The 19,836-nt window shown below is 40.2% G+C and carries 21 protein-coding genes; 15 read left to right on the top strand and 6 right to left on the bottom strand.

Annotated features, from left to right (window positions below; all coding sequences use genetic code 11):
- The first annotated feature begins 93 nt into the window (after positions 1 to 93).
- Entirely contained in the window at positions 94 to 399 is a 306-nt protein-coding gene (locus SPD53_RS17565; RefSeq protein WP_336253336.1) for a PTS sugar transporter subunit IIB, read from the top strand.
- Positions 400 to 744: 345 nt separating this feature from the next.
- Here the strand turns inward: SPD53_RS17565 and SPD53_RS17560 are convergent, their stop codons facing one another.
- From SPD53_RS17560 to SPD53_RS17545, 4 genes are all read right to left on the bottom strand, one after another.
- The gene (locus SPD53_RS17560; RefSeq protein ID WP_336253334.1) at positions 745 to 1,950 is read right to left on the bottom strand and encodes an NAD(P)/FAD-dependent oxidoreductase; all 1,206 of its coding nucleotides are present in this window, start codon (positions 1,948 to 1,950) and stop codon (positions 745 to 747) included.
- Positions 1,943 to 2,281, bottom strand: coding sequence for a (2Fe-2S)-binding protein (locus tag SPD53_RS17555; RefSeq protein WP_336253333.1), 339 nt, complete (start codon positions 2,279 to 2,281; stop codon positions 1,943 to 1,945). The genes SPD53_RS17560 and SPD53_RS17555 overlap by 8 nt, the downstream gene beginning before the upstream one ends.
- Positions 2,278 to 2,550 (bottom strand): (2Fe-2S)-binding protein, encoded by a 273-nt coding sequence (locus tag SPD53_RS17550; RefSeq protein ID WP_156857743.1) that lies wholly within the window; start codon positions 2,548 to 2,550, stop codon positions 2,278 to 2,280. The genes SPD53_RS17555 and SPD53_RS17550 overlap by 4 nt, the downstream gene beginning before the upstream one ends.
- A gap of 64 nt (positions 2,551 to 2,614) precedes the next feature.
- The gene (locus tag SPD53_RS17545) at positions 2,615 to 4,327 is read right to left on the bottom strand and encodes a sigma-54 interaction domain-containing protein (protein ID WP_336253332.1); all 1,713 of its coding nucleotides are present in this window, start codon (positions 4,325 to 4,327) and stop codon (positions 2,615 to 2,617) included.
- A 163-nt stretch (positions 4,328 to 4,490) separates the two neighbouring features.
- On the opposite strand from SPD53_RS17545, the gene SPD53_RS17540 reads away from it, so the two are divergent.
- The 7 genes from SPD53_RS17540 (at position 4,491) to SPD53_RS19930 (ending at position 12,505) form a co-directional block, all read left to right on the top strand.
- Positions 4,491 to 5,672 carry an NAD(P)/FAD-dependent oxidoreductase gene (locus SPD53_RS17540; RefSeq protein ID WP_156857741.1) on the top strand — a complete coding sequence of 394 codons (1,182 nt, stop codon included), beginning with the start codon at positions 4,491 to 4,493 and terminating at the stop codon, positions 5,670 to 5,672.
- Positions 5,673 to 6,710 carry a proline racemase family protein gene (locus SPD53_RS17535; protein WP_156857740.1) on the top strand — a complete coding sequence of 346 codons (1,038 nt, stop codon included), beginning with the start codon at positions 5,673 to 5,675 and terminating at the stop codon, positions 6,708 to 6,710.
- 1 nt (position 6,711) lies between these two features.
- On the top strand, positions 6,712 to 7,629 hold the full coding sequence (locus SPD53_RS17530; protein WP_336253331.1) for a proline racemase family protein: 918 nt from the start codon (positions 6,712 to 6,714) through the stop codon (positions 7,627 to 7,629).
- A 57-nt stretch (positions 7,630 to 7,686) separates the two neighbouring features.
- A complete protein-coding gene (gene nhaC / locus SPD53_RS17525) occupies positions 7,687 to 9,111 on the top strand; it encodes a Na+/H+ antiporter NhaC (protein WP_188858757.1) in 1,425 nt (474 codons plus the stop codon).
- A gap of 21 nt (positions 9,112 to 9,132) precedes the next feature.
- Positions 9,133 to 10,026 (top strand): 4-hydroxy-tetrahydrodipicolinate synthase, encoded by an 894-nt coding sequence (gene dapA, locus SPD53_RS17520; RefSeq protein WP_336253330.1) that lies wholly within the window; start codon positions 9,133 to 9,135, stop codon positions 10,024 to 10,026.
- A gap of 17 nt (positions 10,027 to 10,043) precedes the next feature.
- On the top strand, positions 10,044 to 11,534 hold the full coding sequence (locus SPD53_RS17515; protein WP_336253329.1) for an aldehyde dehydrogenase family protein: 1,491 nt from the start codon (positions 10,044 to 10,046) through the stop codon (positions 11,532 to 11,534).
- Between the two features lie 521 nt (positions 11,535 to 12,055).
- Positions 12,056 to 12,505: a sce7726 family protein gene (locus SPD53_RS19930; protein WP_442946233.1), complete on the top strand. Its 450-nt coding sequence runs from the start codon at positions 12,056 to 12,058 to the stop codon at positions 12,503 to 12,505.
- Here the strand turns inward: SPD53_RS19930 and SPD53_RS17510 are convergent.
- A complete protein-coding gene (locus SPD53_RS17510) occupies positions 12,417 to 12,977 on the bottom strand; it encodes a beta family protein (RefSeq protein ID WP_442946275.1) in 561 nt (186 codons plus the stop codon). The two genes, SPD53_RS19930 and SPD53_RS17510, sit on opposite strands and share 89 nt — an antisense overlap.
- Positions 12,978 to 13,483: 506 nt before the next feature.
- Between SPD53_RS17510 and SPD53_RS17505 the strand changes: the two genes are divergently transcribed.
- Positions 13,484 to 13,549 carry a zinc-ribbon domain-containing protein gene (locus SPD53_RS17505; RefSeq protein ID WP_229782755.1) on the top strand — a complete coding sequence of 22 codons (66 nt, stop codon included), beginning with the start codon at positions 13,484 to 13,486 and terminating at the stop codon, positions 13,547 to 13,549.
- A 7-nt stretch (positions 13,550 to 13,556) separates the two neighbouring features.
- Positions 13,557 to 13,838 (top strand): hypothetical protein, encoded by a 282-nt coding sequence (locus tag SPD53_RS17500; RefSeq protein WP_229782751.1) that lies wholly within the window; start codon positions 13,557 to 13,559, stop codon positions 13,836 to 13,838.
- Positions 13,839 to 14,313: 475 nt separating this feature from the next.
- Here SPD53_RS17500 and SPD53_RS17495 read toward each other — a convergent pair whose 3' ends face one another.
- Positions 14,314 to 15,063, bottom strand: coding sequence for a DeoR/GlpR family DNA-binding transcription regulator (locus tag SPD53_RS17495; protein ID WP_188858751.1), 750 nt, complete (start codon positions 15,061 to 15,063; stop codon positions 14,314 to 14,316).
- Positions 15,064 to 15,227: 164 nt separating this feature from the next.
- Here SPD53_RS17495 and SPD53_RS17490 point away from each other — a divergent pair, with 164 nt between their 5' ends.
- Genes SPD53_RS17490 through SPD53_RS17470 form a run of 5 tightly spaced genes read left to right on the top strand, consistent with a single transcriptional unit; the run spans position 15,228 to position 19,693 of the window.
- A complete protein-coding gene (locus SPD53_RS17490) occupies positions 15,228 to 15,932 on the top strand; it encodes a ribulose-phosphate 3-epimerase (RefSeq protein ID WP_188858749.1) in 705 nt (234 codons plus the stop codon).
- A gap of 1 nt (position 15,933) precedes the next feature.
- On the top strand, positions 15,934 to 16,494 hold the full coding sequence (hxlB, locus tag SPD53_RS17485) for a 6-phospho-3-hexuloisomerase (protein ID WP_229782750.1): 561 nt from the start codon (positions 15,934 to 15,936) through the stop codon (positions 16,492 to 16,494).
- Between the two features lie 39 nt (positions 16,495 to 16,533).
- A complete protein-coding gene (locus SPD53_RS17480; RefSeq protein ID WP_188858747.1) occupies positions 16,534 to 17,697 on the top strand; it encodes a mannitol-1-phosphate 5-dehydrogenase in 1,164 nt (387 codons plus the stop codon).
- Positions 17,698 to 17,719: 22 nt separating this feature from the next.
- Positions 17,720 to 18,169 (top strand): PTS sugar transporter subunit IIA, encoded by a 450-nt coding sequence (locus SPD53_RS17475; protein WP_188858746.1) that lies wholly within the window; start codon positions 17,720 to 17,722, stop codon positions 18,167 to 18,169.
- A gap of 57 nt (positions 18,170 to 18,226) precedes the next feature.
- Positions 18,227 to 19,693, top strand: coding sequence for a PTS mannitol transporter subunit IICB (locus tag SPD53_RS17470; protein WP_336253328.1), 1,467 nt, complete (start codon positions 18,227 to 18,229; stop codon positions 19,691 to 19,693).
- The last annotated feature ends 143 nt before the right edge of the window (positions 19,694 to 19,836 follow it).

The raw sequence follows: 19,836 nt of genomic DNA, 5'->3' as shown, positions 1-19,836 counted from the left end.
TCAAGATCATTTAATGACTTCCATGGCAGTGAAAGATCTTGCCAAAGAAATGATTGATATGTATGAGAAAATGGAAAAAGTGGAGGCGAAATCATAATGAAAATACTATTAGTTTGTTCAGCAGGTATGTCAACATCTTTACTCGTGAGTAAAATGCGTAAGGCAGCAGAGGAAATGCAAATAACTGTGGAAATCGATGCTGTTGGTGAATCACTATTAAAAAACCATTTGGATGATCTTGATGTTGTTTTAATTGGTCCACAAGTCCGCTATTTAGAAAGCAAAATTCGTAAACTTGTAGAACCAAAAGGGATTAAAGTAGATATCATTGACTCTATTGCATATGGCATGATCCAAGGTGACAAAGTGCTTGAACAAGCGTTACATGTAGCAAAATAAATCTTACCTTGAATTATTCATAGCTTTAGTAGGAGGCACCTCTTCTATTTGGTCGTTTTTTCTCGATATTTAAACTATACCAAAAGTGGAGGTGTTTTTCTTTTATAATCACATCTTGTCAAGGAGCATAATCAAGTACCGCAAATATTATAACAGGTAACGATTAGACATTATTTTTACTCTGCAAAAGTTGAGTAAGTTAATTAAACAAGTCATTGAAACGCTTTGCTTCAATGACTCGTTTTAATTTAATTGATTATATAAGTTGAATTTAATGTTTTTGCCTGAATAGATGCAGATGTATAGAGGGACAGTTCGATTGTTAGCTATTGGATGTGACAGGCACTACTCACCTAACCGATTTTGCCATTCTGCAAGCAGGAGTTCTTTACCTTTTTTAACTCCTGGATGGAATTGAATATAGGCTTTGTCGCGGGCTCTTTCAATAGATTCGATGGAAGTCTGAATGTCCTTTTCAAGTCCAGGAATACCTGCATGATGTGCTATCGTCAGGCCTGCAGTCTTTCCTTGAGCGATGGCTACTTTGGCTCCCTCGATCCCGGTTATATTCCCGGCAACATATAGGCCATCGAGATTTGTTTCCATGCGCTCGCTATGTAATGGAACGTAGCCACCGAGCTCCTCGCTGTAATAAAAGGAACAACCGGCAACTGCCGCTAATTCTGCAAGCGGGTAGAGACCACCGGCAATACAGACGAAATCAGCTTTAATCTTTTCCTCCGACCCTCCAACAACATTACCTTTCGAATCAATTGTCGCAACTATTACACCTTGAACTTCATTATCTCCATAGATCTCTACAACCGCTTTCCGAAGCTGAATCGGAATATCCCAGATTTTCACTCCAGTCTTCGGGAAAAAAGTAACACCCATATTTTTCATAAAATCATTTTTCATGAGTCTGCTGCCAAGCTTAATAAATTTGGACGGGGCCATGTGGGAGACGTGAAGCAGTGAATTCATTACTTCCTTGGGCTGTGATGACTCATTTGTAACCTGGCTGTTTACAGGAAGTGTCATAGCGACAACTTCTATCCCGGCAAGCTTTAGTTCCATTGCAATCGCCGCAGAGAGCACATTAACCCCAATTATTACCCCGCGGTTTCCGGGCTTTACTCGATGTACATTTGTCATCACCTGAGCCGCTCCAACTGACATCACCCCGGGCAGCGTCCAGCCGGGAACAGGTACCGGTGTTTCCGCAGCCCCGGTTGCAAGCAATAGATGCTTAGCAGTAAAGCTCTCTGTATCCGTGTAAACTGTCCAATGCTCGTTTGTTTGTACAATATTATTTACAGGCGTATTCAGCAGAAAACGGGTACCGAGCTCCAGCGCTTTTTCATAACGAATTTTCGACTCTTCCAGACCATTCCACCAGGTACCGTCCGGCTGTTCATAGAGCTGTCCGAGAAGCCTTCCACCCGCTATCATATACTCATCGAGGACAAGTACATCAAGTCCTTGCTCTCTACACGTGATCGCTGCTTCGAGACCGGATGGTCCTGCACCAATAATAATTACCTTATTCATCTTCCGACCTCCAATCTCTTACCGTAGTTGGCAGCCGTCCGCCACTTTCAATCACCATACCTTCCTGAAGCGGGGTCAGACAAGCGCGTACACCTTGTATACCATTGACTGCCACTCTGCATTCATAACAATGGCCGATGTTACAATAAATACCTCGGGGAGTGCCATTTTCTTCATGATGACGCAGGGTTCGTACTCCATTGGCGAGCAGTGCCGCTGCAATGGACTCCTGTTCAAATCCGCGATATTCTTTATTATTGAACCTAAATGTAATTAACTTTCGTTCATCTATCTTTCCAAGTACTGGGTGATCGATGATTCGCTGCTTCATTGTTTCACCCCTCCTAAGTCAGTAAAGCTGACCGGACGAATCGGTGGCTGATATTTTAGTGAAACTTCTTTATTATTCTTCGGGCTATCTTGAAACATGGCAATTTTATCGATCATGCCACGGCAGGTGCGCCCACCACAGTAGCCCATTCCTGCCCGAGTTCGCAATTTTAGTTCTCGTGCGGAGCAATTATAGGTCTTTTTCGTTTCCATTAATTCTTTATATGTCACTTCTTCACAACGGCAAACAATCATTTTTTCATTTTGCATGCAATCCACTCCTTCTCTCCTTTTCATGAATTACAATGCAAGAATTGTGCCAACTATTTTCTGTCTATAATTCCAGTCCTAATTTATTCATCCGGTTATAAAGAGTTGCACGGGTGATCTGCAGGTTTTTAGCAGCGGTCTGCTTATTCCCTTTCGCTTTTTTTAGTTCTTTTAAAATAATATCTCGTTCAGTAAACTGAAGTCTTTCTTTTAGAGAAAGCCCCTCCGAATGCTTCAGCGGAGAATCATTGTACGGAGCATGGTTATTGGGTTCGAACGGAAGGTACTCTGATTTGATTTCTCCACTTTCAGAAAAAACGACAAGGCGTTCCACGACATTCTTCAATTCACGAATATTTCCAGGCCACTCATGTTTCAGAAGAGCCTGCATGATACCTTGAGAAATACCATGAATTGGCCTGTTATATTTAACGGATGTTTCGTATAAAAAGTAATGCGTAAGTTCAATAATATCCTCTGGACGCTTGCGGAGTGGAGGCACTTCAATACTGACAACATTGAGCCGATAATATAGGTCCTCTCGGAAATTTCCCTTCCGAACCTCTTCCTTCAAGTCGCGATTCGTTGCAGCAACAACCCGGAAATTCACTTCTTTTTCCTTTGTTCCCCCAACAGAGAAAAACTTATGATCCTGAAGGAGACGCAGGATTTTCACTTGCATATCAAGTGGCATTTCTCCAATTTCATCGAGAAAAAGGGTGCCGCCTTTGGCAAGTTCCACTTTCCCCTTTTTTCCTCTTTGATCAGCCCCCGAGAATGCTCCTTTTTCATAGCCGAACATTTCACTCTCGAATAAAGCGGAGGGAATAGCCCCGCAGTTGATTGCAATAAAAGGAGCATCATTTCCTTCCCGGAGCATGTGGATGGCTTTTGCGAATAGTTCCTTCCCGACACCACTTTCCCCGTGAATTAGCACATTAGTGTTGGTCGTTGCTGCCTTTTTTATCATTTTCTTCGTATTTTTTAATAAAGTGCTGTTGCCTTTAATCTCAGCGAATGGTTCTTCGGTAGCTGTTAATTTCTTGACCGTATTCTCCAAATGAAACAGCTTTTCTGTTGTATTGGCCAATTCATTATTAAGCTGGATTTGACTTGTTATATCCACTTCGGACACGACCGCACCAATAATTTTATCCTGAAGATAAACCGGGTTAGAATTAATAAGCACCACCAGGTTTTCTCTTGCATTATGCTGGCTCCTGTAAAGGGTGGTGCCGTCTTTTAATGTTCTTAAAAGCTCAAGTTGTTCCCGATGGAAGAAATCAGTAATCTTCCTGCCGATAATCTCTTCACGCTTAACAGAGAAAATGTCCTCCGCTCCTTTGGTCCAGATCAGCACATTCTCGTTGGCATCAATAACCGTACAGGAGCTGTCAATGGTCTCTAAAATAGTGGTCAAGTAGGCATTCATTCGCTGATAGGATTGAAAGAGCTTGCGTGCAAGTCTCGGTGCATCGATAAACCCTTTGCACCGTTTTCCATCATAAATTAAGAAACGGTCCACATGCTCCACTTCCTCCAGCAGCTTGCTAATATCAGCTGTGGCAGCATTTATTTTTTTACAGGAGAGGAAGAGGAGTTCTCCGGTCTCCTCATCGAATTCCGCAAGATAAGAAGTGCCATCTTTCTCAATAACTACCTTTCCGGGCTGCACTGCTCTCACCTTTTCCAGCAGCTCTTTCCCTCTATCTTTCTCACTTTGTAAAACGCTTACATTGGTATCCATTAGTTCTTCCAATTTTAGAGAAAAAGTCATGTTTGCTACTCCTTTCAAAGTGTCAATTAATATTGACAAGTTTAAAAATATTTTGACATGTATCTATAGAAAAAGCAATAAGACTATTTATTATCTGTTATTTAAGTTGGCACGTTATTTGCATTACTATTTACAGAGTGTCAGGAATGAAAGGAGGGGTGCAATGAACAATAATTCTCATCGGGATATTGTCGTCATTGGAGGAGGTATTATCGGTGCAGCTATTTCTTATTATGGTACCAAGGCAGGACTGGAAATAACCGTTCTGGAAAAAGGAGAGCTTGCAGGCGGCACTTCTTCCCGGTGTGACGGAAATATCCTTGCAATTGATAAAGATCCCGGCTTTGATAGCCAGATGTCTTTTGCCAGCCAAAAGCTGGTACGAGAGTTGAGCAGTGAACTGGAAATACCCTTTGAATACCGTTATCCGGGAAGTATCTTTGTCTGTGAAAATGAAGAAGAAATGGAAGCGGCAGAGAAGTGGGTTGCACGTCAGGTTGAAGCGGGACTTGAATTCCGGATGATTGACAGAGAAGACCTGCTGAATGAATCCAAATACTTTGCTGATGATCTGCTTGGCGGGCTGGAATGTAAAACAGATTCAACAGTAAATCCTTATATGCTGACATATTCTTTGTTTCACAAGGCAGAGAAACTAGGTGCTCGCATTCATACACATACGGAAGTGACCAGCCTCAAAAAAGTAACAAGCGGAGAATTTATAATAGAAACGACCCAGGGTAACTATACGGCGAAAAGAGTAGTGAATGCCGCGGGAATCTGGGCGCCCTTTATCGGCGAAATGGTCGGGGTGAAGATCCCGATTAGCCCACGGAAAGGACAAATTATCGTTGCTTCAAGGCAACAACCGGTCGGTATCCGTAAAATTCAGGAGTTTGGTTACTTGCTTTCCAAGTTTGGTGGAGAACGGCAGGTAGATGAAGAGACAAAGAAATATGGTGTTGCACTCGTGTTCGAACCGACTGCTGCGCAAAACTTCCTGATTGGGAGCAGCCGGGAATTTGTCGGATACGATACCACCGTAAACTGGGATGTGACAAAGGTGATGGCAAATCGGGCCATGCGCTTTTTCCCGAAAATACGCGATATGACGGTCATCCGTACGTATGCGGGCTTACGACCCTGGACGGAAGATCACTTGCCGATTATTTCTCATATTGATGAAGTGCCTGGTTTTTATGTGGCGGCAGGGCATGAGGGGGATGGCATCAGTCTTGCAGCAATAACTGGAAAAGTCATTCAGGAGATGCTCTCCGGTGAAGAACAAACGATACCAATCGAGCCACTTCGCTATGACAGGTTCAGAGAAAGGGTGAAAGTTTAAATGAAATTTGACATGCTGTTTACCACAATTGATACACATACTGGAGGTAATCCGACACGGACGGTGATCAGCGGTCTGCCGGAACTGAAAGGAGACACGATGTCAGAAAAAATGCTCTATATTCATGAGCATTATGACTGGATCCGTAAATTTTTAATGAACGAGCCACGCGGACATAGCGTTATGTCCGGGGCCCTGCTTGTGGATCCGTGTCATCCGGATGCAGATATTGGTGTGATTTTTATTGAAACGGGAGGATATTTACCGATGTGCGGGCATGATACAATCGGCTGCTGCACTGCACTTATTGAGACAGGCATGATAGAAGTGAAAGAACCTTATACGTTTCTCAAGATCGATACACCAGCCGGACTTGTCGAGACAAAAATTAAAGTAAGTGGAGGGAAAGCGGTGGAAGTGACATTTGCGAATGTTCCTTCTTTCCTTCTGAAGTCCATTGAAATCGACGTCAGTGGCATCGGCAGAGTGGAATGTGATATCGCATACGGCGGGAATTTTTACGGGATTATAGATGCAAGAAAACTCGGGCTTTCCTTAGAGCCGGATAACGCTTCGACTATTATTGAAAAAGGCATCACCATCCGTAATGCGATTAATGAGGCTGAAAATATCGTACATCCGGAGTTCCCATTTATTCAGGGCCTGACACATATCGAGTTCTTCTCTGACCCGGTCCACCCCGATGCAGATGTGAAGAATACGGTGGTTGTTCCGCCAGGCGGGATTGACCGTTCACCATGTGGCACCGGTACATCCGCAAAAATAGCGACCATGTATGTAAGAGGAGAGCTTGGTGTCGGGGAGGAATTTATCCACGAAAGTATTGTCGGATCCTTATTCAGAGCCCGAATCCTCGAAGCAATTAAAATCAAAGACTATGAGGCTGTTATTCCGGAGGTGACCGGATCAGCGTGGATGATGGGGATGCACCGCTTTTACTATGATGAAAGTGATCCGCTCCGTGAAGGCTATCTTCTGATTCCGCCAATGCAAGACCAATCAAGGGAGGGGGTATAGAATGAATCTGTCTAAAATGTTTTCTACAATCGACACCCATGTTGCAGGCGAGCCATTTCGCATTGTAACCCAATCCCCAATTCGGCTGAATGAAAGGGATGTGTATGCAAATAATGAACGTTTGCAGACTTCCTTCGCTAGTGAAAAGGCATTGCTTATCAATGAGCCGCGGGGACACAGAGGGATGACAGGCTGTATCGTTACTTCATCTCGTCATGCAGATTTTTCACTGTTTTTCTTTAGCCATGACGGAGCGACGTTTAAGTATCCGGGGCTTGCGGCTGCACTTACTGCACTGCTCGAAACAGGAAATATTCGTCAAAATGAAAGCGGTGTCTACCGGGTGGAAACGGTACATGGTATTTATGAACTGAACACTTCATTTATAAATGGAGAAGTAAAGGAGGTGCAATTTGAAACAGATGAGGTCGGCCCTATTGAAAAAATGCCGGTCTGCGAGGCAGTGACAGTAGCTGGCCAAAGAAAGTATCTGGTTTTCCCGTTTACGGAAGAAGTTCCTGAGTTAACTACAACTTTTATTTCAGAGGTAACAAGATGGGGCAGAACGACGGTGGAGGAGTGGCATGCAGCAAAGGAGGAGTTTACGGGTTTAATTCTTGCGGATTTTGCCGCCGCACAGCAGGGGCTTGCCCGTTCCGTAACGTTTGAATCAGACGGCAGTATCACACGCTCTGCCGGAGTTGACAGCACGATTGCGTTATTTGCAGTATTGCGCAAGTCGTATCCAGAAATGGGGTGGTTGGAAAACAGAAGTGTTTTTGATGAGCCGACTATTGCAGAAACACTTCCGGAAGATGAGAAGCGTTATTCCGTGCTACTCCGGGCAATTGTAACCGGTACGCATGAATTCTTATTTGATGAAACGGATCCGCTGCGGGATGGGTTTATCTTAACGTAAACATGGAGCAGAGACCAGCAGGGTGTACAGGAATTCCATATAAAGAGGAGGAAAAAAATGAAATCTGAGAAGGCATTAAGGCTGCCGAATCGTGGCGAGATATTGTTTGCGCTGATTGGCTTTGGGGCAGTGATGTTTATTTTTATTGTGCTCTTTGAACTGCCAATTCACCTGGCATTGCTGGTGTCATGGTTTCTTATCATTGCGGTCGGACTGAAAATTGGCTATCGCTATAAACAGATGCAGGATGGACTCCTGAGAGGGATTTATGATGGGCTCGAAGCAGTATTGATTCTGATTACCGTTGGTGCCTTAATCGGTACCTGGATTGCCGGTGGTATTGTGCCCTCGATAATTTATTACGGAATGTCAATTATTGATCCAAGCATTCTTCTCTTGGCAGCTTTCTTTATCTGCACAGTGACATCTATCGTAACAGGAACTTCTTTCGGCTCTGCAGGAACAGCGGGGATTGCGATGATGGCGATTGGAGCAAGCTTCGGTTTCCCTCCTCCGCTTGTTGCGGGTGCTGTCATTTCCGGATGTTATGTTGGGGATAAGCTGTCACCTATTTCTGATACTACGGTAATGACTGCGTCTCTTGCAAAAGTAGATATCATTGAACATATTAAATCCATGCTTCGGGTCAGTATTCCGGCCTGGGTAATTGCTGGTGCACTATTTCTGATTGTCGGTTTCTTCTATCAGGGAAGCGGTGATCTGAGTGCTGCAACTTCCATAATGGCTTCCTTGAAGGAACATTTTAATATCGCCTGGTATATGCTACTTCCTGCAGTCGTGGTGGTGGTAATGCTGGCAATGAAAATGCCTTCGATTCCAGTTATCATGTTCGGCGCACTATTAGGCTCCATCTGGGCATTTATTTTCCAAGGTGTACCTTTCCTTGGTGCGATCAATATTATGTATGCAGGCAGTGAAATTACTTCGGGGATAGCGTTCATTGATGAATTGCTAAACCGCGGCGGGATTGTTTTTATGCTGGATGTTATTGCTTTAATTATCCTTGCGCTTGGAGTTGGCGGTCTCATGGCGAAAATCGGCATTATTCGCGCAGTAGGAGATTTCCTTGCGAGATGGGCAATCAATCCGGGCAGACTTACAACATCCACTGTCATAAGTGGATTCATGGGAAATGTGTTTGGGGCAGCTTATGTTTCATTAATTACAGCAACAAAAGTTACAGAAGACAACTACGATAGGATGAAAATTGACCGGCGTGTACTTTCAAGAAACACAGAAGCTGGAGGGACAGTCACCACACCGCTTGTCCCGTGGTCTGACGGTGGGGTATTCATGACAGCAGCGCTCGGTGTGCCGACGCTCAGCTACTTGCCATTTGTCTGGTTTAACTTGCTTGTCGTACTGATTACTCTGATTTATGGCTATACGAATACATTTATCTGGAGAACGGAAGAAGCAAAAGACGAGAAACCAATTGAAAATGTTGTATCAGGAAATTAATGAATATAAGGAGGAAAAAAAGTGAGTAAAATTAAAGGTGTATTTCCAGTTTTAATTACCCCGATGCTTGAGGATGGTGCAATTGACTGGGACGGATTCAGGAAAAACATTGAGCACTTTATTGAGGAAGGTGTTGCTGGAATCGCGATTAACGGCAGTACGGGAGAGTTTGTCAGCTTGACGAAGGAGGAGCGCTTTAAGGCGGTTGAGATAGCGGTCGATCAGGTGAACGGCCGGATTCCGCTCGTTGTAGGGACGGCGGCAGAGACAACAGCTGATGCGGTCGAATATACACAGCAGGCGGAAAAAACAGGTGCAGATGCGGCACTGCTGATTAACTCTTATTACGCTCACCCGAAAGAACATGAAATCTATGAGCATTTCAAAACGGTTGCTGAATCGGTTCAGTTTCCTATTATGATTTATAATAATCCATTTACATCAGGTGTCGATATTAGTACAGAAACGATTTTAAAGGTGGGGAGGGATGTCGCTAATATCACGCACATTAAAGAATCAAGTGGCGACATTACAAAAGCAAGAGATATTGCCAGGCAGGGAGTAGGAGATATTGAAGTGTTCTGTGGTTCTGAGGACCTTGCGTTGGAGTCCTTCTTAGTCGGAGCAGTCGGGTGGATTTCTCCAGCTGGAAATATTGTGCCGGGACTCGTGACTGAGTTGTATGAACATGTAAAAAGCGGTGAGCTAAACAAGGCATGGGGGCTGTATGATCGGCTGCTTCCGCTTTGTAATTACCTGGAGGAGTCTGGAAAGTATGTGCAGCTTTCGAAAAGGGCAATGGAACTGAAAGGCCTTGCTGGAGGACCATGCCGCAAACCGAGATTAGGGCTCACGGAGGAAGAAGACGCGAAGCTGATTGAATTGATGGGAAGTCTTGATGTTTTAAAACAATAAAAAAGGAGGGAAAGAGTATGCAAACTATAGGTTATAATTTGAAGCCTAGAGTACAAGAGTTTTTAGAAGGTGTGAAAGGTCTCTATATTAACGGTGATTACGTGGAATCAGAAAGTGGAAAAACGTTTGAAGTACTCGACCCATCGACGGAAGAGGTAATTGCCACCGTTAGTGAAGCGCAGGCAGAAGATATTGATAAAGCTGTTCAGGCAGCAAGAAAAGCCTTTGATGAAGGAGAGTGGACTCAGCTTGAGGCAGCAGAACGATCCCGCATGATATATAAATTTGCAGACCTTTTAGAAGAACACCGGGAAGAATTGGCACAGCTTGAAGCCTTGGATAACGGCAAACCTTATCATGTTGCGATTACGGATGATATCGATGGGACGATTGAGCAATTCCGTTACTATGCGGGCTGGGCAACAAAGTTACTCGGAAAAACGACATCAGTTTCTCCAAATTATGTGACCTATACCGTCCATGAGCCAATTGGGGTGGTCGGTCAGATTATCCCGTGGAATTTCCCGTTATTGATGGCTGCATGGAAGCTTGGATCCGCGCTTGCTGTCGGATGCACTGTCGTCATTAAGCCAGCTCAGGAAACACCGCTTTCCCTGCTTTATGTCGGACAGCTTTTTAAAGAAGCAGGCTTCCCAGATGGGACGGTAAATATCATTCCTGGCGACGGACCGGTTGCAGGAAACGCACTTACAACGCATGAGGGAATTGATAAAATTGCATTTACCGGATCTACTGCTACTGGTATAGAAGTCATGCACCGAGCGGCTGATCAGGTGAAGGACATAACGCTGGAACTCGGAGGAAAATCCCCGAGCATTATTCTGGAAGACGCAGACCTGGATGAAGCGATTGAGGGTGCATTTAATGGGACGATGTATAATCATGGACAGAACTGCAGCGCTACCACAAGAATCTTTGTCCACCGCAAGCACTATGATACGGTCTTACGCGCACTGGAAGAGCGGGTGAAGAAAATCCGCCTCGGTTCTGGACTGGATCCGGATACTGACATGGGGCCGCTTGTTTCTGCCAAGCAGCAGAAGCGTGTCCTGGATTATATTGAACAAGGTAAGAAGGAAGGTGCCCGGCTTGTTGCGGGAGGAGAAAAAGGCAAGGACAAAGGTTTCTTTGTAGAACCAACGATATTCGCTGATGTCACGGATGACATGGTAATTGCACGTGAAGAGATCTTCGGACCAGTCATGTCAGTATTCGTATTTGATGATGTGGAAGAAGTAATCCGAAGGGCAAATGACAGTGATTACGGTCTCGCTGCAAGCGTGTGGACAGAGAATATTAAGACGGGACATTATATCGCGAAAAAGCTGAAATCCGGGACCGTGTGGATCAATGACTTTGGATTGGAATGGGAAACCATGCCATTTGGTGGCTTTAAGAAGTCAGGAATCGGCCGAGAAATGGGTGGAGAGTATGGACTTGCGAATTATACAGAAGTGAAAAGTGTGTTTGTGAATATTGAGAGGTAGTATGAAAAACTGATTTTTTCTATCAAATTCCGGAAAAATTCCATCAGCATCTGGGGATAATTCTCCTCCGTCGTCGGACAATTTTACTTTGCGATTGAGATTAAGTGTTATTTACGGTACAACTTAAGAACCCTGTCTATTGGTTATTTATTCGTAATTTAACCTTATTAGAAACGGGTTCTTCTTTTATTATGCTTTTTATAACTGCACAGTTGATTGGCGGTTATAGGGTTAAGAGCTAGTTGCATTTTTCTATGAATAATTCAGGATAATTAATATACTTAGCTTTGTCGATGATAAATTATGAACATCCACCAGCATCTCTTATCTTCACCTGGGTAATTAGGAAGGATATATTGAAATAGAGCCACAGTGGAGAAATAAAGCCTCGATTTACAAAATGCATATTATAGTCTGGAAGTGCTGGGGCCTAGTCAGAATGCGTGTCACAATTCTTTCAAAGAGTATATATACTTGATATTTATTATAACCTTTATAATAATATATTAGAGGTGAATAAAATGCTTTTGAATGATAAAGGGGTAAGGAAATTATTAGATAAAGAACTTCAATCTCAGTATCGTGATGATCCAAATACTAGGATAATAAATGAATTAGGTATAAATAATGGGAAATCCAGAGTGGATGTCGCTGTGGTAAACGGAATTATTCATGGCTACGAAATTAAAAGTGATTATGACACACTCGACAGGTTACCAAGACAAATATCATATTATAATAAACTATTTCAACGTATGACAATTGTATCATCAAGGAAATATTATCAACAAATTCTTGAAATGGTTCCCAAATGGTGGGGAATAAAGATAATTAGTTGGGATGCTACAAGACTAATCGAGAAGAGAAAAGGAAGGAAGCAGTCTACCCAAGATATATGGCTTTATCACCCAGAGAAAAATCAGGCTTTTTATATACATCGCTATCCACTATTTCTTGGCAGACATTTTTAAAAGTCTCAATACCATTTCTTTCTATTAATGTGGATTTTCCGATGTAGTAATCATCCTCAGAAGAATAAAAAATCTTAAGGTAAGTATTGTAGTAATTTATCCTCGCACTATCTGGAGCAGGTCTTAATCTCACTGTGTAATCTCCAAATTTTAAATCAGGATATTTCTTTTTTAATTTAAAGTACATTTTTATATCATCTCTACTTTGGATAAGGGAAAAGGAGTTGGCTGGTGCAGTATCCGCATTTTCTGGACAGGAGGTAAGGATTAAAACAATTTCGTCTGGATTTAATAATGAAAAGTTTTTAAGTGAAGTAGTTATTCTTTCTTCATTAATTGCAGAATCATAGAAGTCTAGCAAAATAATGAATCTTTTATTTGTAGCTTGTGTGATAATTTTATCTGTAATTCTTTCTACTAATACATCTTCAATTGGGCTACTGAAGTCATGACATCTAACTCTGATAGCAATATCTGACTTATTAGATTCTATAACGGAGCAATAAATGGAAAGATAACGGAATTATTTGCCTTTTGGGATGAAGATAGTGATGAAACCGTGTGGAGTGTTTTTGATATTATTAATTATGGATGCCTAGTCACGACACGAAATTGAAAATGACAAAGCAAGCCTGAATCTGGAAATGCTAAGTAGAATTTAGATGCACTGGATAGTGATGTGTATACTTTTTACGCATAGCAGTGCGGAAGTTTTCGATCAATTTTTGCAGTTTTTTGAATTTTTTGCTTTGGAGTTAGCCCATTGAGTCATTCATTTGAGTTGCGCTTCCAAGATAGAGGGGTTACAGCTTTTGACTCCTCCCTAAGAATAGTAATGTTAAAATTGCATCTCAAAGTAAAGATAAAGTGCCGTGTTTAATCAACTTAAATATTGTCATTATATCTACATCGTTTAAGTATATTAAACATACTGCCATTTATTTAGAGGCAGCAATAAAATCTTAGGGAGGAGTCGTTATGTTTTGTCCTAAATGTGGTGTTCAGATCGATCAAGATGCTAATTACTGTTCTTCCTGTGGATAAAAGCATAATGGAAGATGTGGCACAAAATTCCGCAGTACTCGATAATCAATCGGTAGCTGGTAATGAAACAAAAAGTGATGGTTTAGTATACAAAATATTAGGGTGGTTTTTCTTTGCCGTTTCATTATTATTCATTCCGATAATATTTGGAGCAGGCGCTTTTATAATGGGTTATTTGCTGAGAAAAAGTGATAAACAAAACGAGAACCATGGTACTATCCTTATGGTTATGGGAGTTGCCGGAGCGATATTGGGAATCCTTTTAGGTATGGCTTCAGCGGAATATTAAACGTACAAATTTATCGTGCTAAGGTATTATAACTATAATTTTACCCACCACGCCTCTTAACAAAGCGAACCAAGGTGGGTTTATTTTTCATATATAGAATTTCTCGTTACTCTAATCTTACTGTTAAGAAATCGTTAAAAGAAATAAAAGATAAACTTAGCTAAGAGCATCCCTCGATTGGGATGTTTTTAATTTTGGGCTATCGACTTTTTGAATGAAATCTCCGGACATAGATTGTGCCAACTCCGAACGAACAGAATTAAATTTATCCACCCCTTCACTTGACTTTTTTACAAGTAGCCATTTTTGCAGCCTTTGAAAATTACAATCCATGAAATATGAAGTACCAACAAATATCAAAGGCAATCAATCGGCAAAAACATCAAGTAAAGGACAATGAGATAATTATGCCTAAAACTTCTAAAAAGAAATGTGAAAGGGGCGACAAGTATTTATCATCGTACTCAATGTTCTATCAATCGATAAAGATAACTTCCTCGCTGTTATAGGTTGATTTTAGATCTGAATTAATATTTTCTGTTATGAGATACGTTAATTTGTTCACGGGGCAAACGATATGGTTTGAAGCTGTATCTAATTTATCCGAGGTTACCATACCTAGGATTTCACTTGAAATAGAAACCATTTTTCGTTTTACCGATGCTTCGGATAAAGTGGGTACACTTATTCCAATTTGTGGGTTGATGTTATAAATACCCATTATATATAAATCACATCTCATATTATTTAAATACTCGACAGTGTCTATTCCCAAGTTCACCATCGACTGTTTAAATAATGTTCCACCAATCATAATTACCTCTATATTTTTGTGATTCCTTAGAGCCATAGCTATGGGCGGGCTATTTGTTATGATACTAGCCTTAAAATCTAATGGAATTTGATAGACTAAATGTAAATTTGTTGTTCCTCCATCGATTAGTATTACCATATCCTCTTTTAAAATATCAATTACTTTTTTTCCCAACTTCATTTTAATTTCATTGGATATATTTTCTCTAACTGAAAAGTCAACAATAGGGGGACCTATTCTTAGAGCACCACTGTGGACTCTTTTAATAAGTCCTTGATTGTCCAATTCCTTCAAATCTCTGCGTATAGTATCTTCTGAAACTGATAATCGTTTACTTAAATCACTGGCAATTATTTTGTGTTCTTCATTTATGATTTGTAAAATTTTATCTTGTCGTTCTCTTTTCAACATTGTTATAACCTCCTAACTAATCTCTTCTATTTTAACATAAAAGACAAAAAAAGGCATAAACATGCATAAAAATAAAAAAGTGAGTAAAATCTCTTTACAAATGCATGAAAGCGCACTAAAATGAATATAACAAGCGCATAAGCGCATTAAAAGGAGGCACAAACGTGCATAAAAAGAATATTACAATAGCACCTTCCCTTATGAGTGCAGACTTGTGCAATTTGGAAAGAAGCATAAGAGAAATTGAAAAGGAAGGGATTGATACACTTCATTTAGATTTAATTGATGGGCATTTTAGTCCAAGTATGCCATTGGGAATTGACACGATTAAGCAACTAAGGAAAATAACTGACATGAATTTTGATGTTCATATCATGTCTCATAACAATGAGTTTTTTATAGAAGAAATGGTCAAGGTAGGTGTTCAGCAAATAACATTTCATATCGAATCGAGCACACATATTGATCGTAACATTCAATTAATAAAGAAAAATGGTATAAAAGCAGGGGTGGCTTTGAATCCATCAACTTCATTGACAGTACTGGATTACGTCTTGCCAGAGTGCGATACTATTTTGCTTATGCTTATAAATCCAGGATTTGCAACTGATAAAAACGAGCAAAAAGTGGCTTATTCAATACAAAAAGTAAAAGATTTATACGAATTAATTCAAACAAAGCAATTAAGTACAAAGATAGAAGTAGATGGTAGGGTTTCGTTAGAAGCTATTCCGGATTTAGTGAGAGCTGGTGCCGATATTTTAGTAGCAGGAAGTACTAGCTTGTTTTTAAAGGGCCAAAGTTTGGCAGAGAATAAAAAACTAGTAGAACAAGCGATTGAAAAAGGGTTTTATAAGGAGGCTAAGTAGATTGATCAGTTATGTTGAAACTGCAAAAAAAATTACCGACGAATTAACAACGACTTTAAATCAGGTAAATGAAGAAGAGATCTATTCGTTATTAGATGAAATAAATAAGGCGGAGAAGGTTTTCTTTGTGGGCGTTGGCCGAGTTTTATTATCCTTGAAGGCGATAGCAAAAAGGCTTGCACATCTTGGCGTAAAAACGTATTTCGTCGGACAAATAACAGAACCGGCAATTACGGAAAAAGATTTACTAATCGTGGGTTCAGGAAGTGGCGAAACTGCCTTCCCATTAATTATTGCCAAGAAAGCAAAGGACAACCATGCAAGAGTAGCTCATATTGGCACAAACCCTGAGAGCTCCATGAAAGAATATACGGATTGTTTTATTAAAATTCCTGTAAGTTCTAAGCTGAGTTTACCCGGTGAAATCCAATCTGTACAGCCTATGACTAGCTTATTTGAACAAAGCTTACTATTACTTGGTGACACACTGGCATTAATGATGATTAAAGAACAAAATATTGATATGAAAGAACTATGGAGATATCACGCAAACCTAGAGTAGTTTGAGGTATTTAAATAGAGAAGTAAAGGAGTTCATATGATGCAAGCATTGCATTTTGGCGCTGGTAATATTGGTAAAGGATTAATTGGCAAATTATTAAATAAGACTGGATATCATGTTTGTTTCGTGGATGTGAATCAACAAGCAGTAGACCAATTTAATGCAAAACACAAGTATCATGTTGAGTTATTGGATGATAACCATACCGTTGAAACCATATCCCCTGTATCTGCTTTAAATAGCAATACCCAAAAAGAAAAAGTGATAGAGGCAATCGTCAATGCAGATATCATCACCACATCTGTTGGCATAAATAATTTATCCGGGATTGCCCCGATTCTGTCAAAGGGGTTGTTAAAGAGAGTAAAGGAAAACAAGCGTAAAATTGATGTGATCGCAAATGAAAACGCAATTAATGCGAGCACTACTTTAAAACAGGAAATGGAAAAACAGCTTTCTGAGAGCGAGATACAAGAAATCAATGGGATTGCAGGTTTTCCAAACTCAGCTATTGACCGTCTATCTTTATCCGAAACAAGGGATGAAGGTGAAAGAACGCTAGTGGAACCTTATTACGAGTGGATCATTAACAAATCTGAAATGATTAATTTTAAAGCACCATCTATAAAAAATGCTATTTACGTGGAAGATTTACAACCATATATAGAAAGAAAATTATATATCGTAAATATGGGACATGCGGCAACAGCCTATATCGGATTTTTTTCTGGAAACTCCACGATTCAAAAAACGTTGGAAAATAAAGATAGGACGAATTTCATTAGTAAAACAATGGATGAAGCATCACAATATGTTGAAACAAAATTTGGTTTTAATCGTGAGGAAATGACTAACTTTATTGAAAAGACTTTAAAGCGATTTAAAAATAAAAACATAAATGATCAAGTGTTTCGAGTTGGCAGAAATCCAATACGTAAATTAAGTTTTGATGAACGGCTAGTCAAACCAACAAGGGAATTATTTGATATGGGACTTCCTGTTGAACGCTTAACTGTTGCTATTGCTGCTGGATTTTTATTTTATAATCCCGTAGATGAGGAATCTGTGACTTTGCAAAAATTCATAGGTGAGTATGGGATTGATAAAGCGATTACCCATTATACAGAACTTGAGAATGAGCATCTTCAGAATAAAATCAAAGAGAATTATAAACAATTAAAGAAGGGTACTTTTCCGTTTTAAACAGAAAGGAAGATGAAAAATCATGCAATTAAGTAATTATTTAAAAGGTAATATTAATTTTATTGATAGTGTTTCCTCTTGGGAGGAATCGATTAAAAAAGCTGCCCAACCATTACTGAATGAAGGTTTGATTACATCTCAATATATCCAGGATATGATTGACAATATTCATAAAAATGGTCCTTATATCGTGATCGTACCTGGAATTGCTATGCCTCACGCACAAAATAATGGAGCAGTCAAAAAAACCGGAGTCTCCATGCTGAAATTAAAAAATCCAGTTCTCTACCCGGAGGATAAAGAAGTTTCAATTCTTATTGTATTAGCAGCAGAAGATAGTGATGGCCATTTGGAGTTGATTTCCAATCTTTCTTCTATGTTGATCGATGATGATATCATGGAAAGCTTTAAAAAAGCCGAAACGGAAAAGGAAATTATCGAACTTATTCAGCGGGCAGAGGAAGAAGAATAGGTTCTTTGGATGTAACGAATAATCATTTGTATTCATATAGGATAGGGGGAAATAGAAATGGCAGGTACAGAGAATTTAGCATATGAAACAAATAATTCAAATGGCACAAATAAGCCATCCTTGCGAGCGAAAATTCAAGCCGTTGGTGGCTTTCTAACTAATATGGTACTTCCTAACATTGGTGCATTTATAGCTTGGGGTTTACTAACCGCTTTGTTCATACCGTCGGGTTGGTTTCCTAACGAAGACCTCGGTTCCATCGTAGACCCAGCGATTAAATATTTACTTCCTCTAATGTTAGCCATTACAGGAGGAAGAATGGTTGCCGGCCAAAGAGGTGCAGTAATGGGTGCTATAGGGGCAATCGGGCTAATTGTTGGTTCTGATATCCCGATGTTCCTTGGGGCTATGATTATTGGTCCTTTAGGTGGCTGGATCATTAAGAAATTTGATAAGCTAATTGAGAATAAAATACCGGCTGGATTTGAAATGATTGTAAATAATTTCTCTATAGGTATTATAGGGTTTATATTAATGGTTATTTCCTTTTATTTCATCGGACCAGTTATTGAATCAGCAAATAACTTTGTAATTGTGGCTATAGAGGCTTTGGTAGCGACTGGTTTCCTACCATTACTCTCTCTTATTAATGAACCGGCAAAAGTGTTATTTTTAAATAATGTCATCGACCAAGGTATCTATTATCCTTTAGGAATGCAAGAAACACTTGAAGCAGGAAAGTCGGTTTATTTCACAGTAGCATCAAACCCCGGAGCAGGACTAGGCTTACTATTAGCATTTAGTGTTTTTGGGAAAAAGGCTGCAAAACGAACAGCACCTGGTGCTATCATAATTCACTTCTTTGGTGGTATCCATGAATTATATTTCCCATATGTACTGATGAAACCGTTGACAATAATTGCCATGATTGCTGGTAGTATGTCAGGAATTGCAGTTTTCAGTTTATTTGATGCAGGTCTAGTGGCAGGGCCAAGTCCGGGTTCTATCTTTTCTTATCTTGCATTAACACCAAGGGGTAATTTCTTAGGGATCATTCTAGGTGTACTCGTTGCTGCTGTTGTTTCTTTCATCATTACATCTCTTATATTGAAATTTGATAAAAAAGGTGAAGATGAAGAGGATCTTGAGGGTTCAATTGAAAGGTCAAAATCTATGAAATCTGAAGGCAAACAAGTTCTAGGCAATGTTAATCATAACGATACTGACAATATCTCTGACAAGAAAATTAACAAAATCTCATTTGTTTGCGATGCAGGGGCCGGTAGTAGCGCCTTGGGTGCAACGACTTTCAGAAAAAGACTCAAGAAAGCCGATATTGCCGATATTGAAGTTAAACATTATAGAATAGAAGACGCCCCGCAGGATTCAGATATAATTGTTGTTCATAAGGATTTATTAGACAGAGCGCGAATGGCTCACAATAATAAAACAATCATTTCCATTGAAAACTATATTGATGATCCTAGTCTTGTTAAATTAGTTGATGAACTAAAAAATGATTAGATGTTAGATTAAAACTGCAGTACTTGTAGCATGATTGTAAGTACTGCGGTTTATCACCTTTTTTAAGTAAGCAGCGATAATTATACCACTTTGGATTATTGTATCTATTAATTAAAATTGGTATGGAGTACATCCGCATTAAA

This window comes from Oceanobacillus sp. MO10714A (genome assembly GCF_037072045.1).
Classification (GTDB): Bacteria; Bacillota; Bacilli; order Bacillales; family Amphibacillaceae; genus Oceanobacillus; species Oceanobacillus indicireducens.
Note: the sequence above shows the minus strand (reverse complement) of the source record. Positions and strands in the feature narration are given on the sequence as shown.